General features: G+C 70.6%; 23 protein-coding genes and 1 other RNA gene. 15 read left to right on the forward strand and 9 right to left on the reverse strand.

Annotated features, from left to right (window positions below):
- Positions 1–23 precede the first annotated feature (23 nt).
- Genes lipB through FHX33_RS07315 form a run of 3 tightly spaced genes read left to right on the forward strand, consistent with a single transcriptional unit; the run spans position 24 to position 2,438 of the window.
- Complete coding sequence (lipB, locus tag FHX33_RS07305; protein WP_039923730.1) at positions 24–704, forward strand: lipoyl(octanoyl) transferase LipB; 681 nt, start codon at positions 24–26, stop codon at positions 702–704.
- A complete protein-coding gene (gene lipA / locus FHX33_RS07310) occupies positions 701–1,690 on the forward strand; it encodes a lipoyl synthase (protein ID WP_039923732.1) in 990 nt (329 codons plus the stop codon). Before lipB ends, lipA begins: the two co-directional genes overlap by 4 nt.
- 49 nt (positions 1,691–1,739) lie before the next feature.
- Positions 1,740–2,438 (forward strand): DUF4191 domain-containing protein, encoded by a 699-nt coding sequence (locus FHX33_RS07315; RefSeq protein ID WP_039923733.1) that lies wholly within the window; start codon positions 1,740–1,742, stop codon positions 2,436–2,438.
- 80 nt (positions 2,439–2,518) lie between these two features.
- Here the strand turns inward: FHX33_RS07315 and FHX33_RS07320 are convergent, their stop codons facing one another.
- A complete protein-coding gene (locus FHX33_RS07320) occupies positions 2,519–2,944 on the reverse strand; it encodes an RDD family protein (RefSeq protein ID WP_021765051.1) in 426 nt (141 codons plus the stop codon).
- 138 nt (positions 2,945–3,082) lie between these two features.
- On the opposite strand from FHX33_RS07320, the gene glnA (FHX33_RS07325) reads away from it, so the two are divergent.
- Positions 3,083–4,507 carry a type I glutamate--ammonia ligase gene (glnA, locus tag FHX33_RS07325; RefSeq protein WP_021765052.1) on the forward strand — a complete coding sequence of 475 codons (1,425 nt, stop codon included), beginning with the start codon at positions 3,083–3,085 and terminating at the stop codon, positions 4,505–4,507.
- Positions 4,508–4,590: 83 nt separating this feature from the next.
- Here the strand turns inward: glnA (FHX33_RS07325) and FHX33_RS07330 are convergent, their stop codons facing one another.
- A complete protein-coding gene (locus tag FHX33_RS07330; protein ID WP_183428305.1) occupies positions 4,591–7,596 on the reverse strand; it encodes a bifunctional [glutamine synthetase] adenylyltransferase/[glutamine synthetase]-adenylyl-L-tyrosine phosphorylase in 3,006 nt (1,001 codons plus the stop codon).
- Between the two features lie 7 nt (positions 7,597–7,603).
- On the reverse strand, positions 7,604–8,941 hold the full coding sequence (gene glnA / locus FHX33_RS07335; RefSeq protein ID WP_021762953.1) for a type I glutamate--ammonia ligase: 1,338 nt from the start codon (positions 8,939–8,941) through the stop codon (positions 7,604–7,606).
- A 91-nt stretch (positions 8,942–9,032) separates the two neighbouring features.
- Here glnA (FHX33_RS07335) and panB point away from each other — a divergent pair, with 91 nt between their 5' ends.
- The gene (panB, locus tag FHX33_RS07340) at positions 9,033–9,884 is read left to right on the forward strand and encodes a 3-methyl-2-oxobutanoate hydroxymethyltransferase (protein WP_021762952.1); all 852 of its coding nucleotides are present in this window, start codon (positions 9,033–9,035) and stop codon (positions 9,882–9,884) included.
- Between the two features lie 45 nt (positions 9,885–9,929).
- Here the strand turns inward: panB and FHX33_RS07345 are convergent, their stop codons facing one another.
- Complete coding sequence (locus FHX33_RS07345; protein ID WP_039922191.1) at positions 9,930–10,142, reverse strand: SPOR domain-containing protein; 213 nt, start codon at positions 10,140–10,142, stop codon at positions 9,930–9,932.
- A 12-nt stretch (positions 10,143–10,154) separates the two neighbouring features.
- On the opposite strand from FHX33_RS07345, the gene map reads away from it, so the two are divergent.
- Positions 10,155–11,021: a type I methionyl aminopeptidase gene (gene map, locus FHX33_RS07350; RefSeq protein WP_039922190.1), complete on the forward strand. Its 867-nt coding sequence runs from the start codon at positions 10,155–10,157 to the stop codon at positions 11,019–11,021.
- Here the strand turns inward: map and FHX33_RS07355 are convergent.
- Complete coding sequence (locus FHX33_RS07355; protein ID WP_021762949.1) at positions 11,008–12,465, reverse strand: MDR family MFS transporter; 1,458 nt, start codon at positions 12,463–12,465, stop codon at positions 11,008–11,010. The genes map and FHX33_RS07355 overlap by 14 nt on opposite strands.
- 69 nt (positions 12,466–12,534) lie before the next feature.
- Between FHX33_RS07355 and FHX33_RS07360 the strand changes: the two genes are divergently transcribed.
- The 9 genes from FHX33_RS07360 (at position 12,535) to FHX33_RS07400 (ending at position 23,138) form a co-directional block, all read left to right on the forward strand.
- Positions 12,535–13,155, forward strand: coding sequence for a TetR/AcrR family transcriptional regulator (locus tag FHX33_RS07360; protein ID WP_021762948.1), 621 nt, complete (start codon positions 12,535–12,537; stop codon positions 13,153–13,155).
- A gap of 10 nt (positions 13,156–13,165) precedes the next feature.
- Complete coding sequence (ppgK, locus tag FHX33_RS07365) at positions 13,166–13,921, forward strand: polyphosphate--glucose phosphotransferase (protein ID WP_021762947.1); 756 nt, start codon at positions 13,166–13,168, stop codon at positions 13,919–13,921.
- A 70-nt stretch (positions 13,922–13,991) separates the two neighbouring features.
- Complete coding sequence (locus FHX33_RS07370) at positions 13,992–15,197, forward strand: Fic family protein (RefSeq protein WP_039922189.1); 1,206 nt, start codon at positions 13,992–13,994, stop codon at positions 15,195–15,197.
- A 208-nt stretch (positions 15,198–15,405) separates the two neighbouring features.
- Positions 15,406–15,495 (forward strand): potassium-transporting ATPase subunit F, encoded by a 90-nt coding sequence (locus FHX33_RS07375; RefSeq protein WP_021762945.1) that lies wholly within the window; start codon positions 15,406–15,408, stop codon positions 15,493–15,495.
- Between the two features lie 16 nt (positions 15,496–15,511).
- A complete protein-coding gene (gene kdpA / locus FHX33_RS07380) occupies positions 15,512–17,161 on the forward strand; it encodes a potassium-transporting ATPase subunit KdpA (protein ID WP_081703955.1) in 1,650 nt (549 codons plus the stop codon).
- A gap of 4 nt (positions 17,162–17,165) precedes the next feature.
- Positions 17,166–19,325: a potassium-transporting ATPase subunit KdpB gene (kdpB, locus tag FHX33_RS07385; RefSeq protein WP_021762943.1), complete on the forward strand. Its 2,160-nt coding sequence runs from the start codon at positions 17,166–17,168 to the stop codon at positions 19,323–19,325.
- 23 nt (positions 19,326–19,348) lie between these two features.
- The gene (gene kdpC, locus FHX33_RS07390; RefSeq protein WP_021762942.1) at positions 19,349–19,957 is read left to right on the forward strand and encodes a potassium-transporting ATPase subunit KdpC; all 609 of its coding nucleotides are present in this window, start codon (positions 19,349–19,351) and stop codon (positions 19,955–19,957) included.
- A gap of 2 nt (positions 19,958–19,959) precedes the next feature.
- Entirely contained in the window at positions 19,960–22,449 is a 2,490-nt protein-coding gene (locus tag FHX33_RS07395) for a DUF4118 domain-containing protein (protein ID WP_179701952.1), read from the forward strand.
- Positions 22,446–23,138, forward strand: a complete 693-nt coding sequence (locus tag FHX33_RS07400; RefSeq protein WP_021764784.1) for a response regulator — start codon at positions 22,446–22,448, stop codon at positions 23,136–23,138. The genes FHX33_RS07395 and FHX33_RS07400 overlap by 4 nt, the downstream gene beginning before the upstream one ends.
- Here FHX33_RS07400 and FHX33_RS07405 read toward each other — a convergent pair.
- The 4 genes from FHX33_RS07405 to FHX33_RS07420 form a co-directional block, all read right to left on the reverse strand.
- The gene (locus FHX33_RS07405; RefSeq protein WP_021764785.1) at positions 23,111–23,440 is read right to left on the reverse strand and encodes a hypothetical protein; all 330 of its coding nucleotides are present in this window, start codon (positions 23,438–23,440) and stop codon (positions 23,111–23,113) included. The two genes, FHX33_RS07400 and FHX33_RS07405, sit on opposite strands and share 28 nt — an antisense overlap.
- Positions 23,441–23,476: 36 nt before the next feature.
- Positions 23,477–23,846, reverse strand: an RNA gene (rnpB, locus tag FHX33_RS07410) — RNase P RNA component class A.
- 51 nt (positions 23,847–23,897) lie between these two features.
- Positions 23,898–24,632, reverse strand: coding sequence for a CT398-like coiled coil hairpin domain-containing protein (locus tag FHX33_RS07415; protein WP_183428306.1), 735 nt, complete (start codon positions 24,630–24,632; stop codon positions 23,898–23,900).
- Between the two features lie 40 nt (positions 24,633–24,672).
- Complete coding sequence (locus FHX33_RS07420; protein ID WP_021764962.1) at positions 24,673–25,491, reverse strand: Nif3-like dinuclear metal center hexameric protein; 819 nt, start codon at positions 25,489–25,491, stop codon at positions 24,673–24,675.
- Positions 25,492–25,506: the final 15 nt, after the last annotated feature.

The raw sequence follows: 25,506 nt of genomic DNA on the forward strand, positions 1-25,506 counted from the left end.
CTGAGTCCATATATGCTGTCCAGGTGACTACGTACGACGTCACGGGGCTAAGCGCCAACTCCGTGCCGTATGACGAGGCCCTTCAGCGACAGCGTGCCCTGCACGCCGCCGTCGTCGCCGGCCGGGCGCCCGACACCGTCCTCCTCCTGGAGCACCCGCCGGTCTACACGGCGGGCAAACGCACCGAGCCCGACGAACGGCCGACCGACGGCACTCCGGTGATCGACGTCGACCGCGGCGGCAAGATCACCTGGCACGGTCCGGGTCAGCTGGTGGGCTACCCCATCCTGCGCCTCCCCGACCCGATCGACGTGGTCGGCTACGTGCGACGCCTGGAGAGCCTCCTCATCGAGGTCCTCGCTGAGCTGGGCGTCGACGGCGAGCGGGTCGAGGGGCGCTCCGGCGTGTGGATCCGCACCGGAGGCCGCGACGAGAAGATCGCCGCCATCGGCATCCGCGTCGCCGAGGGCGTCACCATGCACGGCTTCGCCCTCAACTGCTCCAACGACCTCGACGCCTACGACCGCATCGTCGCGTGCGGGATCCGGGATGCGGGCGTCACCACCATCTCGCGCGTCCTCGGTCGCACGGTCACCCCGGCAGACGTCGCTCCGCTCGTCGTCGCCGCGTTCGACCGTGAGACGACCGCACAGGGCGTCGCGGTCACCACGTCCGCACCCGCCACGACAGGAGCCGCCGCGTGAACGCCGTCCCCGAGGGGCGCCGGATGCTGCGCCTGGAGGTCCGCAACGCCGAGACCCCGATCGAGCGCAAGCCCGAATGGATCAAGACGCGCGCGAAGATGGGGCCGGAGTTCCGGCAGCTCCATGCACTCGTCAAGACCGAGGAGTTGCACACGGTCTGCCAGGAGGCGGGCTGCCCCAACATCTACGAGTGCTGGGAGGACCGCGAGGCCACCTTCCTCATCGGCGGCTCGCAGTGCACCCGCCGCTGCGACTTCTGCCAGATCGACACCGGCAAGCCCGCGGAGTTCGATCGCGACGAGCCGCGTCGCGTCGCCGAGTCCGTCTCCCGCATGGGGCTGCGCTACTCCACCGTCACGGGTGTCGCGCGCGACGACCTGGAGGACGGGGGCGCGTGGCTCTACGCCGAGACGATCCGCGAGATCCACCGGCAGAGCCCCGGCACCGGCGTCGAGATCCTCGTGCCGGACTTCAACGGCCGGCCCGATCAGCTCGGCGAGGTCTTCTCGGCACGGCCGGAGGTGTTCGCGCACAACGTCGAGACCGTGCCGCGCATCTTCAAGCGCATCCGTCCCGCCTTCCGCTACGAGCGATCGCTCGACGTGCTCACCCAGGGGCGGGCCGCCGGCCTGATCACCAAGTCCAACCTGATCCTCGGGATGGGCGAGGAGCGCCACGAGGTGAGCCAGGCCCTGCGCGACCTCCACGACGCGGGGACCGACATCATCACGATCACGCAGTACCTGCGTCCCAGCCCCCGGCATCTGCCGGTCGCCCGCTGGGTGCACCCGGACGAGTTCGTCGAGCTGAAGGAGGAGGCGGAGGCCATCGGCTTCCTCGGCGTCCTCGCCGGTCCGCTGGTGCGCTCCTCGTATCGTGCGGGCCGGTTGTGGGCCCAGTCGATGCAGGCGAAGGGGCGGCCGGTGCCGGTGGAACTGCAGCCACTCGCCGACGCGTCGCTCGGGTTCGCGCAGGCCGTCTCCTGACGGCGAACGGCGTCTGCCGAAGGCCGTCCGGGACGGTATCCTTATGCGTATGGCACGCAAGGACAAGTCCACCAAGGAGCCCGGTCGGCTGAAGCAGATGTGGCAGGTCTTCCAGATGACCCGCCGCTACGACGACCGCGCGCTGCTCTACATCATCCTGGGCTTCGTCCTCCCGATCATCGTGGGCGTGCTCCTGGCGATCTTCCTCTCCGGCGGCAACGTCTTCACGATGGTCCTCTGGATCATCGCGGGCGTCTTCGCCGGCGTGCTCGCGGCGCTGCTCATCCTCGGCCGCCGTGCCGAGCGCGCCGCCTACTCGCAGATCGAGGGCCAGCCGGGTGCCGTCGGCGCCGTGCTGCGCAGCTCGCTGAAGCGCAGCTGGCGCGGCTCCGAGATGCCGGTCGCGGTCAACAGCAAGACGCAGGACGCGGTCTACCGCGCCACCGGTCGTGGCGGCGTCGTGCTGATCAGCGAAGGCCCCAAGACGCGCACGCAGCGCATGGTCGACGAGGAGCGCCGCAAGGTCACCCGCGTCCTCCCGAACGTCCCGGTCACCGTCATCAGCGTCGGACCGGATGCGGACGCCGTGCCGCTGCACCGGGTGCCCCGCCGCCTGGCAAAGATCAAGCCGACGCTGACCAAGGCCGAGGTGCTCGCGATCAGCAACCGCCTCCAGTCGCTGGAGAACGCGCTGCCGATCCCGAAGGGCATCGACCCGATGAAGGTCCGCGCCCAGCGCGCCCGCTGACACCGAACGTCCGCGCCACTGCTTCGACACGAACGCGCCGCCCCTCCAGGGACGGCGCGTTCGTTGGTCTGATCCGCAGCTCAGCCGCGCAGCAGGATGGTGCCCGCGATCTTGTCGTGGAAACCTCGCTGGTCCGAGTCCCACACCAGGGCCGGGATCACGAGGCAGAGCAGGACGGTGCGCACGATCGGGCGCCACACCCCCACCCATCCGCCGCGGACGGCGACGAGCCGCAGGCCGAAGATGCGGTGCCCGATGCTGCCGCCGATGGTGGGGACGAACACGATCTGCAGCACGGCGAACACCGCGATGTTGGCCCAGGCGTCGTAATGGAAGAACGCGAACGAGATGAATGATGCGATCGCCCAGTCGATGACGATGGCTCCGAAACGCCGGCCGAGGCGGGCGACGGAACGCGGCCCCGCCTCCGGAAGTCCGAGGCGTTCACCGGGATAGCGGCTGGGGGCGATGTCGCCGGAGCGGTTCGTCGGGGGGTTCTGTGGCACCCGATGAGTTTACCCGGGGCCGGTACACGTAACATGCCGGAAACATTTGCGTCACCCCGGGGAAACGGCCTCCCCCTACCGTTGGTGTGGGACTGCACGCGCAGTCCGGTCACCGCAAAGCCATTGGGAGTCCTCCGTATGTTCCGTGATTCTTCCGAGGTGCTCAAGTTCATCAAGGACACCGACGTCAAGTTCCTTGATATCCGCTTCACCGATCTGCCCGGTGTGCAGCAGCACTTCAACATCCCCGCCTCGACGGTCGACGAGGAGTTCTTCTCCGTCGGCCAGCTCTTCGACGGCTCCTCGATCCGCGGCTTCGCGTCGATCCACGAGTCCGACATGCAGCTCATCCCCGATGTCTCGACCGCCTACATCGACCCGTTCCGCGTCGAGCGCACGCTGATCATGGTGTTCGACATCTACAACCCGCGCAACGGCGAGATCTACTCGAAGGACCCGCGCCAGGTCGCCAAGAAGGCGGAGAAGTACCTCGCCTCGACCGGCATCGCGGACACCGCGTTCTTCGCCCCCGAGGCGGAGTTCTACATCTTCGACGACGTGCGCTACGAGGTGAACCAGCACTCGTCCTTCTACGCGGTGGACTCCGAGGAGGGCGCGTGGAACACCGGCCGTGTCGAAGAGGGCGGCAACCTCGCGAACAAGACCCCCTACAAGGGCGGCTACTTCCCCGTGAGCCCCGTCGACAAGCAGGCCGACCTGCGTGACGACATCTCGCTCAAGCTGATCGACGCCGGCCTCATCCTGGAGCGCGCGCACCACGAGGTGGGCACCGGCGGCCAGGCCGAGATCAACTACCGCTTCGACACGATGGTCGCCGCGGCGGACGACATCCTCAAGTTCAAGTACATCGTGAAGAACACGGCGGAGCAGTGGGGCAAGGTCGCCACGTTCATGCCGAAGCCGCTCTTCGGCGACAACGGCTCGGGCATGCACACCCACCAGTCGCTGTGGAGCGACGGCAAGCCGCTCTTCTACGACGAGTCGGGCTACGGCGGCCTCTCGGACATCGCCCGCTGGTACATCGGCGGCCTGCTCAAGCACGCCCCCGCCGTCCTGGCGTTCACGAACCCGACGGTGAACTCGTTCCACCGCCTGGTCCCCGGCTTCGAGGCCCCGGTCAACCTGGTCTACTCGGCCGGCAACCGCTCGGCGTCCATCCGCATCCCGATCACGGGCACCAACCCGAAGGCCAAGCGCATCGAGTTCCGCGCGCCGGACGCCTCGGGCAACCCGTACCTCGCGTTCGCCGCCCAGCTCATGGCCGGTCTCGACGGCATCAAGAACCGCATCGAGCCGCACGAGCCGGTCGACAAGGACCTCTACGAGCTCCCGCCCGAGGAGGCCAAGAACATCCCCCAGGTGCCCGGCACCCTGGCGGAGGCGCTCGACGCCCTCGAGGCCGACCACGACTTCCTCACCGCAGGCGGCGTGTTCACCCCGGAGCTCATCGAGACCTGGATCGAGTACAAGCGCGAGAAGGAGATCAAGCCCCTCGCGCAGCGTCCGCACCCGTTCGAGTACGAGCTGTACTTCGGCGTCTGACGCTCGGCGTTCCGACACGAGAAGGGCCGCATCCCGCTGGGGATGCGGCCCTTCCGCGTTGAATGGGCGGTGACTCTGCGCCGTCAGCCGGTGGGAGCCGGGCGCTCCTGGACGCCGTAGAAGGAGCGCTCGAAGACGGCGCGGGCACGGCGGGTGACCGCGAGGTAGTCCTCCTCCAGCCGCGAGGCCGAGCCGGGCGGGTACTCCATCAGCCGGGCGACGCCGTCGAGGGCGACGCGGTCGGACGGGAGCACGTCGGCGGTCTTGTTCGTCCACAGAGTCATGGCGGAGCGGGCACGGGAGGCGAAGACCCACGCGTCGTGGAGTTTGGCCGCATCCTCCTCCGTGACGAACCCATTCGCGGCGGCGACCGCGAGGGCGTCGAGGGTGCTGGGCGTGCGGAGTTCGGGGATCGCGGCCGCGTGCTCCAGCTGGATGAGCTGCACGAACCACTCGACGTCGCTGAGCGATCCCCTGCCGAGCTTGAGATGGCGTGACGGGTCGGCGCCCTGCGGCAGGCGTTCGTTCTCGACGCGGGCCTTGATCCGTTTGACCTCGCGGATCTCGCGCTCGCCGATCTCCGCCGGGTAGCGCACCTCGTCGGCGAGAGCCTCGAAGTCCGCCAGGAGCGACGCATCCCCCGCGACGCCGCGCGCACGCAGCAGCGCCTGCGCCTCCCAGGTCAGCGACCAGCGCTGGTAGTAGGCGCGATACGAGTCGAGCGAGCGCACGGGCGTGCCGTTCTTCCCCTCCGGGCGCAGGCCGATGTCGAGGTCGAGCGGGAGGATGTTGTCCTCGGTGAGGCGGCCCAGGTCCGAGACGATCGCCAGGGCGGCGCGGTGCGCCTCCTCCTGCTCGGCCGTGGTCGGACGGAAGACGTACATGACGTCGGCGTCCGATCCGAAGCCCAGCTCCCGGCCGCCGAACCGCCCCATCCCGATCACGGCGAACTCGAACGCGTCAGCGTCGCCGCGGGCGCTCCGGATCGCGGCCAGGACGCCCGCGATCACGTTCTCGGTGACGGTGGTGAGCCCGTGCGCGAGCTCCTCGATGGTCGCGAAGCCGAGGATGCCCGAGAACGCCAGCCGCAGGATCTCGCGCCGGCGCACCGCACGCAGGGCGGCGGCCGCGGTCTCGGGGGAATCGTGGCGGGCGAGGATCGCGGCGGTCTCGTCGCGCAGCAGCTCGGCCGAGCGCGGCCGCAGCTCCTCCTCCGATTCGAGCCACGCCACCGACTCCGGGATGCGCCCGAGCAGGTCGCCCGCGTAGCGCGAGCCCGAGAGCACGCGGGTCAACCGCTCGGCGGCGCCGGTGGAGTCGCGCAGCATCCGGAGGTACCAGTGCGTGGAGCCGAGGTCCTCGCTGAGGCGGCGGAACGTCAGGAGGCCGTAGTCGGGGTCGGCGCCGTCGGCGAACCATTGCAGCATCACCGGGAGCAGATGGCGCTGGATCGTCGCCCGGCGCGACACCCCCGAGGTGAGCGCCCCGATGTGGGCGAGCGCACCACGCGGATCCCGGAAGCCGATCGCGGCGAGGCGGGCCTCGGCCTGTGCGCTGGTGAGGGCGAAGTCCTCGCTCGGCATGGAGGCCACGGCGCTCAGCAGCGGCCGGTAGAACAACCGCTCGTGCAGCCCCCGCACCCGGTGCTTGATCTCGTTCCACCGCACGAACAGCTGCTCGGCACTGGTGGCGAGCCCGGTCGCCCGGGCCAGGACCCGCTGGTCGCCCTCGTCGCGCGGCATCAGGTGCGTGCGACTGAGGTGCCGCAGCTGGATGCGGTGCTCCATCAGCCGGAGGGTGCGGTAGTCCTGCGAGAACGCCGCGGCCTCCTCGCGGCCGATGTACCCCTGGGCCGCGAGGGCGGCCAGCGCCGAGAGGGTGTCGCGCTGGCGCACCTGATCGTCGGTCTGGCCGTGCACGAGCTGGAGCAGCTGGACGGTGAACTCCACATCGCGCAGCCCGCCGGGGCCGAGCTTCAACTGGTAGTGGACCTCGTCGTCCGGGATGTGCTCGGTGACGCGCTCGCGCATCCGCTGCACCGACTCGACGAAGTTCTCGCGGGAGGCGCTGCTCCACACCTTCGGCGCGAGAGCGGCGACGTAGCGGTCGCCGAGGTCGCGGTCGCCGGCGAGCGGACGCGCCTTCAGGAGGGCCTGGAACTCCCACCCCTTGGCCCACCGGTCGTAGTAGGCGAGGTGCGATTCGAGCGTGCGTACGAGCGCGCCGTCCTTTCCCTCCGGACGCAGGTTGGGGTCGACCTCCCACAGCCCCGGCTCGATGGCCGGCTCGTGGATGCCGCGCATCGTCAGCATCGCCAGCCGCGTCGCGATGTCGACCGCGCGGCCAGAGCTGAGCCCGGCCTCCTCGTCGCCCTCCGTCACGAAGATGACGTCCACGTCGCTGACGTAGTTGAGCTCGCGCGCGCCGGCCTTGCCCATGCCGATGATGGCGAGGCGGGTCGCGCGGACCTCGGCCTCGGGGAAGCGGCCGGGCCCGCTCCCGCTGGTCTGCCGCCGGGCGACGGCGAGCGAGGCCTCCAGCGCGGCGGCGGCGAGGTCGGACAGCGCGGCGGCGACGGCGTCGAACCCGGCGACCGGGTCCTCCTGCTCTAGGTCGTAGCTCGCGAGCTGGACGAGACGGCGCCGGTAGCGGACGCGCAGCGCCGTCCACGCCTCCTCCTCCGTGACGGCCGCGAAGCCGTCGACGGCCCCCACGGAATCGAGGAGGTCGGCGCGCAGCTCCTCCGCCGTCGGCAGGGCGGTGACGGGGTAGTCGAGCGCCGACAGCTCGGCCGGCTGACGCAGGAAGAACTCCGCGGCGCCCTCGGAGGCTCCGATCACCCGCAGCACGCGACGGGCGTCGTTGCGCGAGGGGACGTAGCGCGCGGCCTGCACCGGCGCATGCTGCAGCAGCCGCAGGGCGAGCGTCAGGGCGTTGTCGGGATCCGCCGCCGCGCCGAGGGCGGGCAGGAGGTCGTCGACCGGGAACCCGGTCAGGCCGGCGAGCTCGTCCAGCTGGGCGCGCACCGAGCTCAGCCCGACGAAACCGGCGCGCGCCAGCGCGGTCAGGGAGAGCTGCTCGCGCGTCACGACCCGGTCAGAGGATCTCGAGGTTGGTCCGCAGCTCGTACGGGGTGACCTGCGCCCGGTACTCCGCCCACTCCTTGCGCTTGTTGAGGAGCACGTAGTTGAAGACCTGCTCCCCCAGCGTCTCGGCGACGAGCTCGGAGTCCTCCATCAGCGAGATGGCGTGGTCGAGGCTCGCGGGGAGCTGGCTGTACCCGAGGGCACGGCGCTCGGTGTCGCTGAGCGCCCAGACGTTGTCCTCGGCCTCCGGAGGCAACTCGTACTGGTTCTCGATGCCCTTCAGACCGGCGGCCAGCATGAGGGAGAACGCGAGGTACGGGTTGGCCGCGGAGTCGATCGCGCGGTACTCGACGCGCGAGCTCTGGCCCTTGTTGGGCTTGTAGAGCGGCACGCGCACCAGCGCGGAACGGTTGTTGTGGCCCCAGCAGACGAAGCTGGGCGCCTCGTCGCCGCCCCACAGGCGCTTGTACGAGTTGACGAACTGGTTCGTCACGGCCGTGATCTCGGGAGCGTGCTTGAGCAGCCCCGCGATGAACTGACGGCCGACCTTCGAGAGCTGGTACTGGGCACCGGCCTCGAAGAAGGCGTTGGTGTCACCCTCGAAGAGCGACATGTGCGTGTGCATCCCGCTGCCCGGGTGGCCCGAAAGCGGCTTCGGCATGAACGTCGCGTAGACGCCCTGCTCGATCGCCACCTCCTTGATGACCGTGCGGAACGTCATGATGTTGTCGGCCGTGGTGAGGGCGTCCGCGTAGCGCAGGTCGATCTCGTTCTGGCCGGGGCCGGCCTCGTGGTGGCTGAACTCGACCGAGATGCCGAGGTCTTCGAGCATGCGCACCGAGCGGCGGCGGAAGTCGTGCGCGGTGCCGCCGGGGACGTTGTCGAAGTAGCCGGCGGAGTCGACGGGCTCGGGACCGTCCTCGCCGAACGACGACGACTTGAGCAGGTAGAACTCGATCTCCGGGTGCGTGTAGAAGGTGAAGCCGCGGTCGGCCGCCTTCTCGAGCGTGCGCTTGAGCACGTTGCGCGGGTCGGAGACGGACGGCTGGCCGTCGGGCGTCGTGATGTCGCAGAACATGCGCGCGGTGGGGTCGATCTCGCCCCGCCACGGGAGGATCTGGAACGTCGTCGGGTCCGGGTGCGCGAGCAGGTCGGACTCGAAGGCGCGCGTCAGTCCCTCGATCGCGGAGCCGTCGAAGCCGAGGCCCTCGGAGAAGGCCCCCTCCACCTCGGCGGGGGCGATGGCGACGGACTTGAGGGTGCCGACGACATCGGTGAACCACAGCCTCACGAACTTGACGCCACGCTCCTCGATCGTGCGAAGAACGAAGTCGCGCTGCTTGTCCATCCTGCCCCTTTCGTCAGCGTTCCCAGCGTACTGGGTCGGGGGCTCGATCGTGGTCCGTCGCGCCCCCGAATCGCGTCACTAGACTGAGCCCATGAGCGAGCAGTCCCCCGTTCCGAGCGTCCACCCCGCGACCCCGTCGATGCAGTCGCTGAAGCGGGTGCGGACGAGACACTTCCAGGCGGCGAAGGAGGAGGGCTCCCCCTTCACCGGCCTCACCAGCTACGACATGCTGACCGCGCAGATCTTCGACGAGGCGGGCATCGACTTCCTGCTCGTCGGGGACTCGGCCGGGAACAACGTGCTCGGCTACGACACCACCCTCCCGGTGACCGTCGACGAGTTGATCCCTCTCACCCGCGCGGTGGCGAAGGCCGTCAAGCGCGCGTTCGTCGTGGCGGACATGCCGTTCGGGTCATACGAGACCGGTGCGCTCGAGGCCCTGCACACGGCGGTGCGCTTCATGAAGGAGACGGGCGCGCACGCGGTGAAGCTGGAGGGCGGCGTGCGCAGCTCCGACCAGATCCGCCGCATCGTCGACGCCGGCATCCCGGTGATGGGCCACATCGGCTTCACGCCGCAGAGCGAGCACGGCCTCGGCGGCCACCTGATCCAGGGCCGCGGCGACAGCGCGGAGCAGATCCTCGCCGACGCGCACGCCGTGGAGGACGCGGGTGCGTTCGCCGTCGTGCTCGAGATGGTCCCCGCGGAGGTCGCGCGCCGGGTGACGCAGGAGCTGCGCATCCCGACGATCGGCGTCGGAGCCGGACCGCACGTGGACGGCCAGCTGCTCGTCTGGACCGACTGGGCCGGCTTCACCACGGGTCGCGTCCCGAGCTTCGTCAAGCAGTACGCCGACCTCAAGAACGTGCTGGCGGGGGCCGCCGCCGCCTACAAGGCCGACGTGCAGGGCGGCACCTTCCCGGGCCCGGAGCACAGCTTCTAGAAAGCCCGGCACTCCCGGCCGGATGGAACGTGGCGCGGGAGCCGCCTAGCGGTTCTCCTCCGCGTCCTCCTCGGCCCACTTGGCGCTGTTCTCGCGCAGCTTCTCGAGCGCGTGCTCTGCCTCGTCGCGGGTGTCGAACGGGCCGACGCGGTCGGGCGCCGGCGAGAGGAATCCCTGCTCCACCGCGCCGGTCTTCATGTTGTACCAGTACTTGTGCTCTGCGTCCTGCGCGATGCCGTACTCGTTCTCACCGGTCATAAGCTTGATCCTATGCCCAAGGATTCCGCCGGTCATCTGATCCCCGGTCGTGTCAGCGCGATGCGCCCCGTCCCGTCCCGCATCCCGCGCCCGGAGTACGTCGGCAAGCCGTCGCCCGCACCGAACACGCGCGGCGACGTGTACACGCCCGACGAGATCGCGCTGATCCGCGAGTCCGGCCGGATCGCCGCGCAGGCCATCGCGCTCGTCGGGGAGGCCGTGCGCCCGGGCGTGACGACGGAGGAGCTGGACGCGATCGGACACGAGTTCCTGCTCGCGCACGACGCCTACCCCTCCACCCTCGGCTACCGGGGGTACCCGAAGTCGATCTGCAGCTCGGTCAACGAGGTCGTCTGTCACGGCATCCCGGACGACACGGTGATCGAGGAGGGCGACATCGTCAACATCGACATCACCGCGTACAAGAACGGCTTCCACGGCGACAGCAACCAGACCTTCATCGCCGGCACGGCGACCGAGGAGGTGACCCTGCTCGTCGAACGCACGCGGGAGGCGCTGAACCGCGGCATCAAGGCGGTGGCGCCGGGCCGCCAGGTCAACGTCATCGGCCGGGCGATCGAGTCGTACGCGAAGCGGTTCGGCTACGGCGTCGTGCGCGACTTCACCGGCCACGGCGTGGGGGCGACCTTCCACTCCGGGCTGATCATCCCCCACTACGACTCGGCCCCGGCCTATGACGACGTGATGGAGGTCGGGATGGTGTTCACCATCGAGCCGATGCTCACGCTCGGCACCCACGAGTGGGACATGTGGGCGGACGACTGGACGGTCGTGACGCGCGACCGCAGCATCACCGCCCAGTTCGAGCACACCCTGGTGGTCACCGAGCGCGGCGCCGAGGTCCTCACGCTCCCCTGACGGCCGTCGCGCCGGGCTCGACCACGGGATCCGGTACGGGCTGTGCCGCCGGGACGGCTGCGGCGCGCTTCGGGCCGCCGGGGAGGACGAAGGCGATGGCGACGCCCAGCACGGTGACGCCGACCGCCACCCAGAAGGCCGACTGGAACGCGCCGCCGAGGGTCGAACCACCCAGCACCGCGGCCTGGAGCAGCACGGCGAAGATCGCGGTGCCGAACGATCCGCCGAGCTGCTGCGCCGTGCGGGTCAGGATGCTGGAGTGCGCGATCTGCTCGCCGCTCAGCCCCTGGTACGACGCGACCATGAGCGGCATGGTCACGGCGCCGAGACCGAAGCCGCGGACGAACAGGGCGACCAGGAGCAGCGGGTCGGCCGAGGCGGGAAGCCCGAACGCGAACGGGACGGTCGAGACCGCGACGATGGCGAACCCGACGACGGTGATCCAGCGCGCGCCGATCCGGTCGATGAGACGGCCGGCGAGCGGGCGGCAGGCGAGCGTCCCGAGCCCCTGCGGCACGAGCAGGAGGCCCGCGCCGAGGGCGTCGGTGCCGCGCACCTGCTGGAAGAAGAGGGGCAGGAGGAGCATCGCGCCGTAGAGCGCGACACCCGAGAGGAAGAGGAGGGTGGAGGCCGACCAGACCGAGCGCACCTTCAGCAGCCGCACGTCCACGAGCGCATCGCCGCGGCGGTGCAGGGCCCAGAAGGCGAATCCGGCGACGAGCGCAGCGCCGGCGACCAGCGGGATCCACGCGTCGAGACGAGCGAAGCCGCCGTCGAGGACGGAGTCGGAGAGTCCGAGGAGGAGCCCGGCCAGGCCCGGGACGAGCAGCAGCACGCCGACGATGTCGAGCCGACGGCGCGGGTCGCGACCGCGGTCCGACGGCAGCATCCGCCACGCCAGGAGCAGCCCGGCGACGCAGAACGGGATGTTCACCCAGAAGATCCAGCGCCAGTCGCCGAGGGCGAGGATGGCCCCGCCGAGCACCGGCCCCAGGACGGGCCCGGCCATCGCGGGGAGCCCGATGACGGCGGAGACCCGTCCGAGCTGCTTGCCGCCGGCGACCTCCATCACCATGGTGGTCATCACCGGCAGCATGAGTCCGCCGCCGACGCCCTGCAGCACCCGGAAGGCGATGAGGCTGTCGGCGTTCCACGCCAGCCCGGAGAGCACCGAGCCGACGAGGAAGATCGCGAGGGCGACCATCCACACCCGCTTTCCGCCGAACCGAGCGAGGCACCAGGCCGAGAGGGGCACGGTCGCCGCCAGGGCGAGCAGGTAGCCCGTCGTCACCCACTGGATGTGCGCGACGTCGGTGTGCAGATCCGTCGCCAGCGAGTGGAGCGCGATGCTGAGGATCGTCGTGTCGAAGACCACCGCGAGTGCTCCGACCACCAGTGCGGTGGCCGTGCGGACCACCGTCCTGTCGAGTTTCTCCGCTGCCATGAGCCTGCTCCTTAAGATGCGTGCTTGTATCTAATCGCCGACGATACGCCGATCGGATAAGATGCGCAAATGGACTCTAATTCGACGCCCGCCCGTCGGCGCCGTGGCGCGGAACTCGAGAGCGCCCTCCTCGACGCCGCGTGGGAGGAGCTCGACGCCAACGGCTACGTTGGACTGACGATGGAGGCCGTGGCCGCGCGCGCAGGCACCAGCCGGCCCGTCATCTCCCGCCGCTGGCCGAGTCGCAGCGACCTCGCCGTCGCCGCGATCCGGCACCACTTCGACGACGACCCGATCGACGTGCCCGACCATGGCAGCCTCCGGGAGGACACCCTCGACCTCCTCCGCCAGTTCACGGAGCGCCGCAGCGGCCTCGTCGTCCTGATCATGCTCCGCTACTCCGGCATCCTCGGCGAGGCCGAGGGGGGCATCGCCGGACTGCGCGAGCGCTTGCTCTCCCCCGGGCCGTCGATGCTCGACACCATCCTCGACCGCGCCGACGCGCGGGGAGAGATCGACCGCAGCCGGATGCCGGACCTGGTCGCGGGCCTGCCGACCATGGCCCTGCGTCACGAGATGGTGATGACCCTCCGCCCGGCCGACGAGGCCACCCTCGTCGCGATCGTCGACGACCTGTTCTTGCCGCTCGCGACGGCCACGCGCACGACTCCCGGAGCCGACCCGCGGTAGATTCGTGGGCATGAGCGGTCAGAAGCACGCAATCGGCATCGACATCGGCGGAACCGGCATCAAGGGAGGGCTGGTCGATCTCGAGACCGGCGAACTCCTGAGCGACCGGATCAAGCTCCCCACCCCCGAGGGCGGCGAGCCCGACGGCATCGTCGAGGTCACCAAGAAGATCGTCGATCAGCTCGCGGCCGAGGAGCCCGACGCCCCGGTGGGCATCTGCTTCCCGGCCATCGTGAGCCACGGCGTGACCCTCTCCGCCGCCAACGTCTCCAAGAAGTGGATCGACCTGCACGCGGAGGACCTGTTCGAGAAGTCCCTCGGCCGTGACATCCACTTCGTCAACGACGCCGACGCCGCCGGCTACGCGGAGACCAGCTTCGGCGCCGCGAAGGGCAAGGACGGCCTGGTCATCATGACCACCCTCGGCACCGGGATCGGCTCGGCGCTCATCTACGACGGCGTCCTCATCCCGAACGCCGAGCTCGGCCACCTCGAGATCGACGGCCACGACGCCGAGTCCCGGGCCGCGTATTCGGCGAAGGAGCGCGAGGACATGAGCTGGGAGAAGTGGGCGAAGCGCCTGCAGAAGTACTACTCCACCCTCGAGTTCCTCTTCACCCCCGACCTCTTCATCGTCGGCGGCGGCGTCTCCAAGAACTACCAGGAGTTCCTGCCCCTCCTCGACCTCAAGACGCCGATCGTCCCAGCCGTGCACCGCAACAACGCGGGCATCCTCGGGGCAGCCGCCCTCGCTGTGAAGGGCTGATCCTTGAAAGAGCCTCTCTCTTATTCAAGGATATCTCCTATCCTTGAATAAGAGGGAGGCGGGCGCGGAGATGAATCCAGTCGGGGCATGGCCGCCCGTGGCCTACGAGGAGCTGCCCTGGGTCTCCCGCTTCCCCCGGGACGCGCTCAGTCGCCGGCAGTGGGAGCAGAGCCGCGGTCCGTATCGCGCAGCCATCCCCCCTCGCATCGGGGATGCGACCGTGAGCCTGTCCGGTGCGAGCATCGCCGACGCGACCGAGGCGGGCACCCTCCTGACCCGCTTCGATGCCGAGGTCGGGTCACAGCTGCTCCCGTTCGCCGACGTGCTGCTGCGTTCGGAGGCGGCCTCCTCCTCCGAGATCGAGAACCTCACGAGCGGCGCACGTGCGATCGCCGAGACGGTCCTCGGCGAGCGGGATCAGGGGAACGCAGGACTGGTGGTCCGCAATGTCGAGGCCATGACAGCGGCGATCCGGCTGGCCGACCACATCGATGAGACGACCATCGTCGCCATGCAGACCGCCCTGCTGGAACACCACGCGCCCCACCTCGTCGGCGAGTACCGCCGCGAGCAGGTCTGGATCGGCGGCGGAGGCCTGAGCCCGCACGGGGCGGACTTCGTGCCGCCTCACGACGGCAGGGTGTCTGCGGCGATGGGCGATCTGGTGGCATTCATCCGTCGAACCGACATCCCCGCCCTCGCTCACGCCGCCCTCGCGCACGCGCAGTTCGAGACGATCCATCCCTTCCCGGACGGCAACGGCCGCACCGGCCGTGCGCTCGTGCAGGCGATGCTGCGCGCGTCCCGCGTGACGACCAACGTCGCCGTCCCCGTGTCGGCCGGTCTCCTCCACGATGTCGACCGCTACTACGGTGCCCTCGACGCTTACCGGAAAGGCGACGCCGACGGGATCGTCGCCGTCTTCGCCGAAGCCGCGGGATATGCGGTGCGGGATGGCCGAGCGCTCGTCGAAGATCTCGCGGAGGTGCGCGCGACGTGGGAGGGCGCGCTCACGGGGATCCGTGCGGACGCGAGCGCGCGACGCCTCGCCGATCTGCTGTTCGCCCAGCCCGTGGTGAACCAGCCGTTCGTCTCCGCGGGACTGGGGGTCTCCCCCCAGGGCGCCTACAACGCGATCGGAGCCCTGGTCGAGCGCGGACTTCTCGCGAGCGCCACCTCGAAGCATCGCAACCGCATCTGGTACGCGCAACCGATCCTCTCCGCCCTGGACGACTTCGCCGCGCGCGCCGGGCGGCGCTCCGCGCCGTCGCGTTAGCGTCGCGCGAGGATCGCGCAGCGGGGCGTTAGGGATGCGTTAGGACCAGCGCCCCGCGGGGAACGCGGGTGTGGACTCTCTTCTGCCGCGACCGACCGGTCGCGGCATCCTCACGGATGGAGAGAGTCTTGCTGGACGTCGTCTACCTCCTCGGAGTGGTCGTGCTCGCGCTTGTCGTGGGCCTGGCCGGCCGGGGGGTCGAGAAGCTGTGATCGTGATCGATGTGGTCGCGGCGCTGCTTGCAGTCGCCGCGATCGCCTACCTGGTCGTCGCCCTCGTGAAGCCGGAGCGGTTCTGAGATGGGCTCCGACTCCATGACGGGCATCTGGCTGTTCGTCGCCCAGCTGGCGACGCTCGTGCTCCTGCTCGCCGTCGCCTACCGCCCCCTCGGGGACTACATGGCGCGCGTGTACTCCTCCGACCGCGACCTCGCCGTCGAGCGCGGCGTCTACCGCCTCATCGGCGTGGATGCGCGCGCCGGGCAGACTTGGCCCGCCTACCTGCGCGGCGTGCTGGCCTTCTCGGTGATCGGCATCCTGCTCGTCTACGCGCTCCAGCGCCTGCAGCAGTTCCTGCCGTACTCGCTGGGCATGCCGGCCGTCCCCGAGGGGACGGCGTTCAACACGGCGATCTCGTTCGTGACGAACACCAACTGGCAGTCCTACTCCCCCGACGCGACCCTGGGCTACACCGTGCAGTTCGCCGGCCTGGCGGTGCAGAACTTCGTGTCCGCCGCCGTCGGCATGGCCGTCGCCGTGGCGCTCGTCCGCGGGTTCGCCTCCCGTTCCACCGGGACGATCGGCAACTTCTGGGTGGACATGCTGCGCGGAACCGTGCGCATCCTCCTCCCGCTCGCCTTCGTCGCGGCGATCGTGCTGATCGTCGGCGGAGCGGCCCAGAACTTCAACGGCTTCGACCACGTGACCACGCTCACGGGCGCGGCGCAGTCCCTCCCGGGCGGACCGGTCGCCTCGCAGGAGGCCATCAAGCTGCTCGGCACCAACGGCGGCGGCTTCTTCAACGCCAACTCGGCGCACCCGTTCGAGAACCCGACCGCCTGGACCAACCTGGTCGAGGTGCTGCTGATGCTCATCATCCCGTTCTCCCTGCCGCGCACGTTCGGCCGGATGGTCGGCGACAAGCGCCAGGGATACGCGATCCTCGCGACGATGGCCACGCTGTTCGTCGTCTCGCTCGTCGCGATGACGCTGTTCGAGGCGTCAAGCGGATCGATGGAGGGCAAGGAGACCGCGTTCGGCGTGCTGGGCTCGACGCTGTTCAACACCACGAGCACGACGACGTCGACGGGCGCGGTGAACTCCATGCTCGACAGCTACAGCCCGCTCGGCGGGATGATGGCGCTGATCAACATGATGCTGGGCGAGATCGTGCCCGGCGGCGTCGGGTCGGGCCTGTACGGCATCCTGGTGATCGCGGTCATCGCCGTCTTCGTCGCCGGCTTGATGGTCGGTCGCACGCCGGAGTACCTCGGCAAGAAGCTCGGCCCGCGCGAGATCAAGCTGGCCAGCCTGTACATCCTGACCACGCCGACGCTCGTGCTCCTCGGCACCGGCCTGAGCTTCGCCATCCCGGCGGTGCGGGCCGACATCGAGAAGACGTCGATCCTGAACCCCGGGCTGCACGGCTTCAGCGAGGTGCTCTACGCGTTCACCTCGGCCGCGAACAACAACGGATCGGCTTTCGCGGGCCTCACCGCCGCGACGCCCTGGCTCAACACGGCCCTCGGGGTCGCGATGTTCCTCGGCCGGTTCCTGCCGATCGTGTTCGTCCTCGCCCTCGCCGGCTCGCTCGCCCAGCAGGGCCGCGTCCCCGCGACCGCAGGCACACTGCCCACCCACCGGCCGCAGTTCGTCGGCCTGATGATCGGCACGATCCTGCTCGTCTCGGCACTCACCTATTTCCCCGTTCTCGCGCTGGGTCCCCTGGCGGAAGGGCTGCAGTAACACCATGACAACGCTCACCCCACAACGCAGCGCCCGCGCTCCGAAGGAGAGCGCGACCCGCCCCGGCGCCTTCAGCGGCGCCCAGCTCGTCGCCGCCCTCCCCGGCGCTCTGCGCAAGCTCGATCCGCGCCAGATGTGGCGCAACCCCGTCATGTTCATCGTCGAGGTCGGCGCGGCGCTGACCACGGTCGTCGCCATCGCGCAGCCGTTCATCGGCGCGGGCGGCACGGGACCGGCCACGCTCGCGTTCACCTGGAGCATCGCCGTCTGGCTGTGGCTCACCGTCGTCTTCGCCAATCTGGCGGAGTCGGTCGCCGAGGGCCGCGGCAAGGCCCAGGCCGCCACCCTGCGCTCGACCCGCTCCACCACCCTCGCCAACCGCGTCACGGACTACGACGAGACCGCGGACCCGGATGCGGTTCGCGCCTCGGTCGCCGCGGTCGCCTCGAGCGATCTGGCGCTCGGCGACGTGGTGGTCGTCACGGCGGGCGAGCTCATCCCGGGCGACGGCGACGTGATCCGCGGCATCGCGACCGTGGACGAGTCCGCCATCACCGGCGAGTCGGCCCCGGTCGTGCGGGAGTCTGGCGGCGACCGCAGCGCGGTCACCGGCGGCACGCGCGTCCTCTCCGACCGGATCGTCGTGCGCATCACGTCGAAGCCGGGCGAGACCTTCGTCGACCGGATGATCGCGCTCGTCGAGGGCGCCTCGCGGCAGAAGACGCCGAACGAGGTCGCGCTGAACATCCTGCTCGCGAGCCTCTCGATCATCTTCGTGATCGTCGTGCTCGTCTTGCAGCCGGTCGCTGGCTACTCGGACGCGGCTCCGACCGTTCCCGTGCTGATCGCCCTCCTGGTCTGCCTCATCCCCACCACCATCGGAGCCCTGATCTCCGCCATCGGCATCGCCGGGATGGACCGCCTCGTGCAGCACAACGTGCTCGCGATGTCCGGGCGGGCGGTGGAGGCCGCGGGCGACGTGACCACGCTGCTGCTCGACAAGACCGGCACGATCACGTACGGCAACCGCCGTGCGAGCGAGTTCACCGCCGTCGGGGGCGCCGACCGCGACGCCCTCGTCCGGGCCGCCGCGCTCTCCTCCCTCAGCGACCCCACCCCCGAAGGCGTCTCGGTCGTGGAGCTGGCGGGGACGCTCGGCTACGAACGTCCGTCGGACACGCGAGGGGAGATCGTGCCCTTCACCGCCCAGACGCGGATGAGCGGCCTCGACCTGCCGGACGGCTCGCAGGTGCGCAAGGGCGCGGCGAGCGCCATCGTGACCTGGGTCCGCGAGCAGGCGACGGAGGCCGGCACGGCCGCGCCGTCGGCGAGCGCGCTCCACGAGCTGGATGCGGAGGTCGAGCGCATCTCGCAGAGGGGCGGCACCCCGCTGGCCGTCGCGACCCGCGACGCGGACGGCGTGGCGACGGTCCTCGGCGTCATCTACCTCAAGGACATCGTCAAGGAGGGCCTCGCCGAGCGGTTCGCCGATCTGCGCCGGATGGGCATCCGCACCGTCATGGTGACCGGTGACAACCCGCTCACCGCCAAGGCCATCGCGGCCGAGGCCGGCGTGGACGACTTCCTCGCCGAGGCCAAGCCCGAGGACAAGCTCGCTCTGATCCGCCGCGAGCAGGAGGGCGGTGCTCTCGTCGCGATGACCGGCGACGGCACGAACGACGCCCCCGCGCTCGCGCAGGCGGACGTCGGCGTGGCGATGAACACGGGCACGTCGGCGGCGAAGGAGGCCGGCAACATGGTCGACCTCGACTCCGATCCGACCAAGCTGATCGACATCGTCCGCATCGGCAAGCAGCTGCTGATCACCCGCGGCGCGCTCACCACGTTCTCGATCGCCAACGACGTCGCGAAGTACTTCGCGATCATCCCGGCGATGTTCGTGGCCGCGTTCCCGGGTCTCGCGGCCCTCAACATCATGGGGCTGCACTCCCCCGCCTCGGCCATCCTCTCGGCGGTGATCTTCAACGCGATCGTCATCGTGGCTCTCATCCCGCTGGCCCTGCGCGGAGTGCGCTACCGCCCGGCGGCGGCCTCGTCTCTGCTCGGCCGCAACCTGCTGATCTACGGCCTCGGCGGGATCATCGCCCCCTTCATCGGGATCAAGCTGATCGACCTCGTGGTCGCGCTGATCCCCGGATTCTGACAGACACGAAAGGTCGCACGACAATGAACCGCCTCCGCGGCGCCTGGCGCCAGTACTGGGTCGCCCTGCGCGCGATGATCGTCCTGACGGTCGCGCTCGGCATCGGCTACACCCTCGTCGTCACCGGGGTCGGGCAGCTCGCGCTCCCGGCCCAGGCGAACGGCTCCCTCATCTCGGTGGACGGGAAGCCCGTCGGCTCGGCCCTCATCGGGCAGAGCTTCACCGACAAGGACGGCGCGGCTCTGCCGCAGTGGTTCCAGTCCCGGCCGTCGGCGGCCGGCGACGGGTACGACGGCGCCGCCTCCTCCGGCAGCAACCTGGCCGCCTCCAACCCGGACCAGCAGAAGGCCGTGAAGGAGCGCACCGAGGCGATCGAGGAGGCGGACGGCGTGAGCGCCGGCAGCATCCCGAGCGACGCGGTCACCGCCTCCGGATCCGGTCTCGACCCGCACATCTCGCCCGCCTACGCGCTGCTCCAGGTCGATCGCGTCGCCGCGGCGCGCGGCCTCCCGGCCGACAGCGTGCGGAAGCTGGTCGAGTCTAGGATTCAGGGACGGGACCTCGGCTATCTCGGGGATCCGACCGTGAACGTGCTCCAGCTCAACCTGGCCCTTTCGGAGATGGACAAGTAGACATGCCACGTGGCCGCCTGCGGGTGATGCTCGGAGCAGCACCGGGCGTCGGCAAGACGTACGCGATGCTCGAAGAGGGCAAGCGGCTGCAGGCGCTCGGCAAAGATGTGGTGGTCGCGGTCGTGGAGACCCACGGCCGCGCCGCCACCGCCGCGATGCTCGACGGTCTGGAGGTCGTCCCCCGGCTGACCGTCGAGCATCGCGGCGTGCAGCTGACCGAGCTGGACCTGGAGGCCGTGCTCGCCCGCGCTCCGCAGGTCGCCCTGGTGGACGAGCTCGCGCACACCGACGCCCCCGGCACCGCCCACGCGAAGCGGTGGGAGGACGTCGACGCGATGCTCGACGCGGGCATCGACGTGATGTCGACGGTCAACATCCAGCACATCGAGTCGCTGAACGACGTGGTCGAGCAGATCACGGGCGTGCAGCAGCGCGAGACCATCCCGGACGCCGTGCTGCGCCGCGCCGACGTGATCGAGGTCGTCGACCTAGCCCCGCAAGCGCTGCGCGACCGGCTCACCGAGGGCAACGTCTACCCCTCCTCCCGGATCGACGCCGCCCTCTCGAACTACTTCCGGCTCGGCAACCTCACCGCGCTGCGCGAGCTCGCCCTGCTGTGGCTGGCCGACGAGGTCGACAGCGCACTGCAGAAGTACCGCGCCGAACACGGCATAGCCGGCAAGTGGGAGGCCAGGGAGCGCGTCGTCGTCGCCCTCACCGGCGGTCCGGAGGGCGAGACGCTGCTGCGCCGCGGCGCCCGGATCGCGGCGCGCTCCGCCGGCGGAGAGCTGCTCGCCGTGCACGTGACGAGCGAGGACGGCCTGCGTACGGGCGCCCCCGGCACCCTCGCCGCACAGCGCGCGCTCGTGGAGCAGCTCGGCGGCAGCTACCACCAGGTGGTCGGCAGCGACATCCCTCGCGCCCTCGTCGAGTTCGCGCGCGGGGAGAACGCGACCCAGCTCGTGATCGGCGTCTCCCGCCGCAGCCGACTCGCCGCGCTGCTCACCGGGCCGGGCATCGGCTCCACGGTGATCCGCGAGTCCGGCGACATCGACGTGCACATCGTGTCCCACTCGCGCGCGGGCGGGCGGTTCTCCCTGCCGCGTCCCCGCGGCGGCCTCACCGTGCGGCGCCGGGTGCTCGGCTTCGCGCTCGCACTCGTCGGGGGCCCCCTCCTGACACTGCTCCTCACGAGCGTCCGCTCAGGGGAGTCGATGACGGCGGATGTGCTGAGCTATCAACTGCTCGTGGTCGTCGTCGCGCTCGTCGGCGGGATCTGGCCGGCACTGTTCGCCGCCCTGCTCTCCGGCATCACCCTCGACTACTTCTTCGTCGACCCGCTGTACACGATCACCATCAACGAGCCGCTGCACCTGCTCGCCCTCGTGCTCTACGTCGTGATCGCCGCCCTCGTGAGTGTGGTCGTCGACCAGGCCGCTCGGCGCACCCGCACGGCCCAGCGCGCCGCGGCCGAGGCGGAGCTGCTGGCCACGATCGCCGGCGGCGTCATCCGCGGCCAGGACGCCCTCCAAGCCCTCGTCACGCGCACGCGCGAGGCATTCGGACTCACCGGTGTGCGCCTCCTGGACGGCGGCGAGGTGGTCTCGACCGACGGCGAGCCCGCCGACTCCGACCACACGCAACGACTCCCCGTCGGGACGCGCGGCACGCTGGAGCTCTCCGGACGCGACCTGGAGGCGAGCGACCGGCGGCTGCTCGGCGCTATCGTCGCCCAGCTCGACGCCGCTCTCGAGCACCGTGATCTGTCCGCGACCGCTTCCGAGCTCGGACCGCTCGCCGAGGCCGATCGGGTGCGCAGCGCCCTGCTCGCGGCGGTCGGTCACGATCTGCGGCGCCCCCTCGCCGCAGCGACGGCCGCCGTCACCACTCTGCGTCAGGCCGACCTGGCGCTGAGCGAGGAGGACAGGGAGGATCTGCTCGAGACCGCGGAGGACAGCCTCGCCGGACTCGCCGCGCTGGTGACCAACCTGCTCGACGTCAGCCGCGTCGAGGCCGGCGTCCTGGGCGTCTCGATCGCGCCGACGGAGCTCGACGACGTCATCTCCCCCGCGCTCGACGAGCTGGGCGCCGGACCGGCGGACGTCGAGCTCGACATCGCCCCCGACCTCCCCCTGCTCGCCGCCGACGGTGTGCTCCTGCAGCGCGTCGTGGTGAACCTCCTGGGCAACGCGCTGCGCTACAGCCCCGCCGGCCAGCGGCCGGTGCTCGCGGCGAGCGAGTTCGGCGGCACGGTGCAAGTGCGCGTCATCGACCGCGGCCCGGGTATCCCGGGCGAGCGCAGGGAGGCCGTCTTCCTGCCGTTCCAGCGTCTCGGCGACACCGATAACGACACCGGGATCGGCCTCGGTCTCGCCCTGTCGAAGGGGTTCGTGGAGGGCATGGGCGGCACGCTCGACGCCGAGGACACGCCGGGCGGCGGCCTGACGATGGTGGTGTCGCTCCCCGCAGCGACGGAAGGAACCGACACGTGAAGATCCTGATCGCCGACGACGACCGGCAGATCCTGCGCGCCCTCCGCATCCTGCTGACCGCCCGGGGCTACGAGGTGCTCACCGCGAGCACCGGGGCCGAGGCGCTGTCGGAGGCCGTGGAGCACCACCCCGATCTCGTCATGCTGGACCTCGGGATGCCGGAGCTGAACGGCATCGAGGTGATCGAAGGCCTGCGCGGCTGGTCGACGGTCCCGATCCTCGTCGTCTCGGGCCGCACCGGCTCGGCCGACAAGGTCGACGCGCTCGACGCGGGGGCCGACGACTACGTGACCAAGCCGTTCGCCGCCGACGAGCTCCTCGCCCGCATCCGCGCCCTCACCCGTCGGCAGACCGGCGGGACCGACGAACCCGTCGTGACCTTCGGGGGCGTGAGCGTCGATCTGGCGGCCCACCAGGTCACCCGCGCCACCGCGGAGGGGTCGGAGCACGTGCGCCTGACCCCGACCGAGTGGGCGATCCTGGAGGTGCTGCTGCGCAATCCACGCCGGCTCGTCACCCGGCAGGCGCTGCTCACCCAGGTCTGGGGACCGCAGTACACGAGCGACACCGGCTACCTGCGGCTGTACCTCGCGCAGCTGCGCAAGAAGCTCGAACCGGAGCCCTCGCGCCCGCGCTACCTGCTCACCGAGCCCGGGATGGGCTACCGGTTCTCCCCCGATGAGGACTGAGCCAGCTCCCCCAGGGCGCCGAGCGCCCGCCCGGCGAGAAGCGTGATGACCAGCGCGAGCCCGATCGCGACGGCCGTGGCGGCCATCCAGTAGCCGAGGGACACCGTCGACACCCGGAAGACGTCGTCGACCGTGTCCGCGAACACCGTGTGGCCGAGCGACCAGTACATCGGCTCCGGGATGATCGACGGGCACACCAGGAGGATGGCGAGGCACGACACGTAGCCGACGACCACGAGCACGAGCACCCAGACGGCGAGCGCGCCGGCACGCGGGACGATCCGGGCGGAACGCTCCTCCATGCCGTGCTCCCCCTCGACCGATGGATCCGTGTGCAGGGAATGGGCCGGCTAGTACGCCGGGTTCTGTCACGACACCGGAGTGTCGCGGACGGCCATCTCTCTCGGGGCGACGTTGCCGCCGCCCTCCAGCGGTCTACCCGGGGACTCGGCGAGCAGCCTCATCGTCCCCTGTCTGACCTTGCTCCGGGCGAGGTTTACCGAGCCGACCGGGTCACCCCGGCCGCTGGTGGTCTCTTACACCACCGTTTCACCCTGACCACCGGCCGAAGCCGGTGGCGGTCTGCTTTCTGTTGCACTGTCTCGCGGGTTACCCCGGGTGGGTGTTACCCACCACCCTGCTCTGTGGAGCCCGGACGTTCCTCGGCGGTCCGCTCTCGCGGACCGACGCGACCGTCTTGCCGACCCATTCCGCGGTCAACGATAGCGCAGGGCGTCTGTGCGGCGGATCAGAGTCGGCTCAGAGCCCGGACTCCTCGTTGCGGACCAGGATGGCGCTGCTGTCGGGGCACAGCACGACGTCGTCGGGAGCGGCCCGGCGGATCTCGGCGAGGTCGGAGCCGGTCAGCTTCACGTTGGACCCCATCGAGACGCCCCGCACCAGGAGCGCGGCGCCGAGGCCGTAGCGGGCGCGCTGGCGCTCGTAGAGGGCCACGAGGTCTTCGGGGAGGGCCGACGCGATCGTGTGGCGGTCGGCCGCGAGGGCCGAGCGCTGCACCGCGAGCTTGTCGACCTCGGCGTCCCGGGCCGCCTCGAGCGCCTCGGCGCGGGCGGTGAGCTCGGCGCGCTCGGCGTCGACGGCGGCGAGCGCTTTCTCGAGCTCGTCGACGCGCTCCATGACCGTCAGCTCGATCTCCTCGAGGTCGCCCTGGCGCTTGGCCAGCGAGGCGAGCTCGGCTTCGAGCGCCTGCACATCCTTCACCGAAGCGGTCTGCTGCACCCGGTCGGTGTCGCGCTTGGTGCGCGCCTCGACCACCGCGACGTCGGACTCGACGCGCTTCAGCTCGGTGCGGGCGTCCTCCAGCTCACCGGTCGCGGCGATCCAGCGCGCGCGGAGGGACTCGATCTCGGGCTGCAGTGCGGCCAGCTCCTTCACCTGCGGCAGGGTGGTGACGGCGTGGTCGAGCTGCGCGAGGCGGGTGTCGGCGGACTGCAGGCGCAGCAGTTCGTTCTGGTCGGCGGGGCTGGCTTTCACGTGTGGTGCTCCATCTTCGTGGGTGACGGTTTCTCCAGGGCTACTGGAGGATGGCGAAGTCCCAGGGGTCGGTGCGCAGCTCGCTCACCGCGACCTCCACTCCGGGAAGGGCGGCGCGCAGCTGGCCGGCGGCGGTGTCGAGCCAGAGCCACTCGCTGGCCCAGTGCGAGACGTCGAGCAGGGCGGGACCGCCGCCGAGGATCGCCTGCTCCCGCGCCTCGGAGGCCGGGTGGTGACGCAGGTCTGCGGTGATGTAGACGTCGGCCGAGCGGACGGGGTCCGACCCGAGCAGCGAATCCCCCGCTCCCCCGCAGAGCGCGACTCGGGAGACGGGCTGGTGGTAGTCGCCGGCGGCGCGCACTCCCCCAGCGGTCGGCGGGAGGAGGTCGGCGAGGGCACGCGCGAGGGCGCCAAGCGTGGTCGGTTCGGGAAGCGTCCCCACCCGGCCGATGCCGGTGACGCCGTCCGCGGCGGGCGAGATCGGTGCCGTGCCGGTGAGGCCGAGGCGGGCCGCGAGGACGGCGCTGGTGCCGTCCTCGACCACGTCGGCGTTGGTGTGGGCCGCGATGAGGGCGCAGCCTCCCCGGATCAGGCGGGCGAGCAGTGCGCCCTTGTAGCGGTCCTCGGCGACGCTCGTGACCCCGCGCAGAAGGAGGGGATGGTGCGCGAGCAGCAGGTCGGCGTTGGTGCCGACGGCCTCGTCGACCGTGGCCGCGACGACGTCGACGGCCAGCAGGATGCGCTCGACCGGAGCGGCCGGATCGCCGGACAGCAGGCCGGGCGCGTCCCAGCCCTCGGCGCCGGAGAGCGGCCAGAGCCTCTCGACGGTCTCGCGGACGGAACGGAGGGTGTGCTGCACGGGATAGAGCCTACG

This window comes from Leifsonia aquatica (genome assembly GCF_014190775.1).
In the GTDB taxonomy this organism is placed as follows: domain Bacteria; phylum Actinomycetota; class Actinomycetes; order Actinomycetales; family Microbacteriaceae; genus Leifsonia; species Leifsonia aquatica.

Bases quoted from the DNA above. Each gene is read 5' to 3' on its own strand.
- FHX33_RS07315 (WP_039923733.1), top strand. From the start codon at position 1,740: ATGGCACGCAAGGACAAGTCCACCAAGGAGCCCGGTCGGCTGAAGCAG.
- glnA (WP_021765052.1), top strand. From the start codon at position 3,083: ATGTTCCGTGATTCTTCCGAGGTGCTCAAGTTCATCAAGGACACCGAC.
- glnA (WP_021762953.1), bottom strand. From the start codon at position 8,941: ATGGACAAGCAGCGCGACTTCGTTCTTCGCACGATCGAGGAGCGTGGC.
- panB (WP_021762952.1), top strand. From the start codon at position 9,033: ATGAGCGAGCAGTCCCCCGTTCCGAGCGTCCACCCCGCGACCCCGTCG.
- FHX33_RS07345 (WP_039922191.1), bottom strand. From the start codon at position 10,142: ATGACCGGTGAGAACGAGTACGGCATCGCGCAGGACGCAGAGCACAAG.
- map (WP_039922190.1), top strand. From the start codon at position 10,155: ATGCCCAAGGATTCCGCCGGTCATCTGATCCCCGGTCGTGTCAGCGCG.
- FHX33_RS07355 (WP_021762949.1), bottom strand. From the start codon at position 12,465: ATGGCAGCGGAGAAACTCGACAGGACGGTGGTCCGCACGGCCACCGCA.
- FHX33_RS07360 (WP_021762948.1), top strand. From the start codon at position 12,535: ATGGACTCTAATTCGACGCCCGCCCGTCGGCGCCGTGGCGCGGAACTC.
- ppgK (WP_021762947.1), top strand. From the start codon at position 13,166: ATGAGCGGTCAGAAGCACGCAATCGGCATCGACATCGGCGGAACCGGC.
- FHX33_RS07370 (WP_039922189.1), top strand. From the start codon at position 13,992: ATGAATCCAGTCGGGGCATGGCCGCCCGTGGCCTACGAGGAGCTGCCC.
- kdpA (WP_081703955.1), top strand. From the start codon at position 15,512: ATGACGGGCATCTGGCTGTTCGTCGCCCAGCTGGCGACGCTCGTGCTC.
- kdpB (WP_021762943.1), top strand. From the start codon at position 17,166: ATGACAACGCTCACCCCACAACGCAGCGCCCGCGCTCCGAAGGAGAGC.
- kdpC (WP_021762942.1), top strand. From the start codon at position 19,349: ATGAACCGCCTCCGCGGCGCCTGGCGCCAGTACTGGGTCGCCCTGCGC.
- FHX33_RS07395 (WP_179701952.1), top strand. From the start codon at position 19,960: ATGCCACGTGGCCGCCTGCGGGTGATGCTCGGAGCAGCACCGGGCGTC.
- FHX33_RS07405 (WP_021764785.1), bottom strand. From the start codon at position 23,440: ATGGAGGAGCGTTCCGCCCGGATCGTCCCGCGTGCCGGCGCGCTCGCC.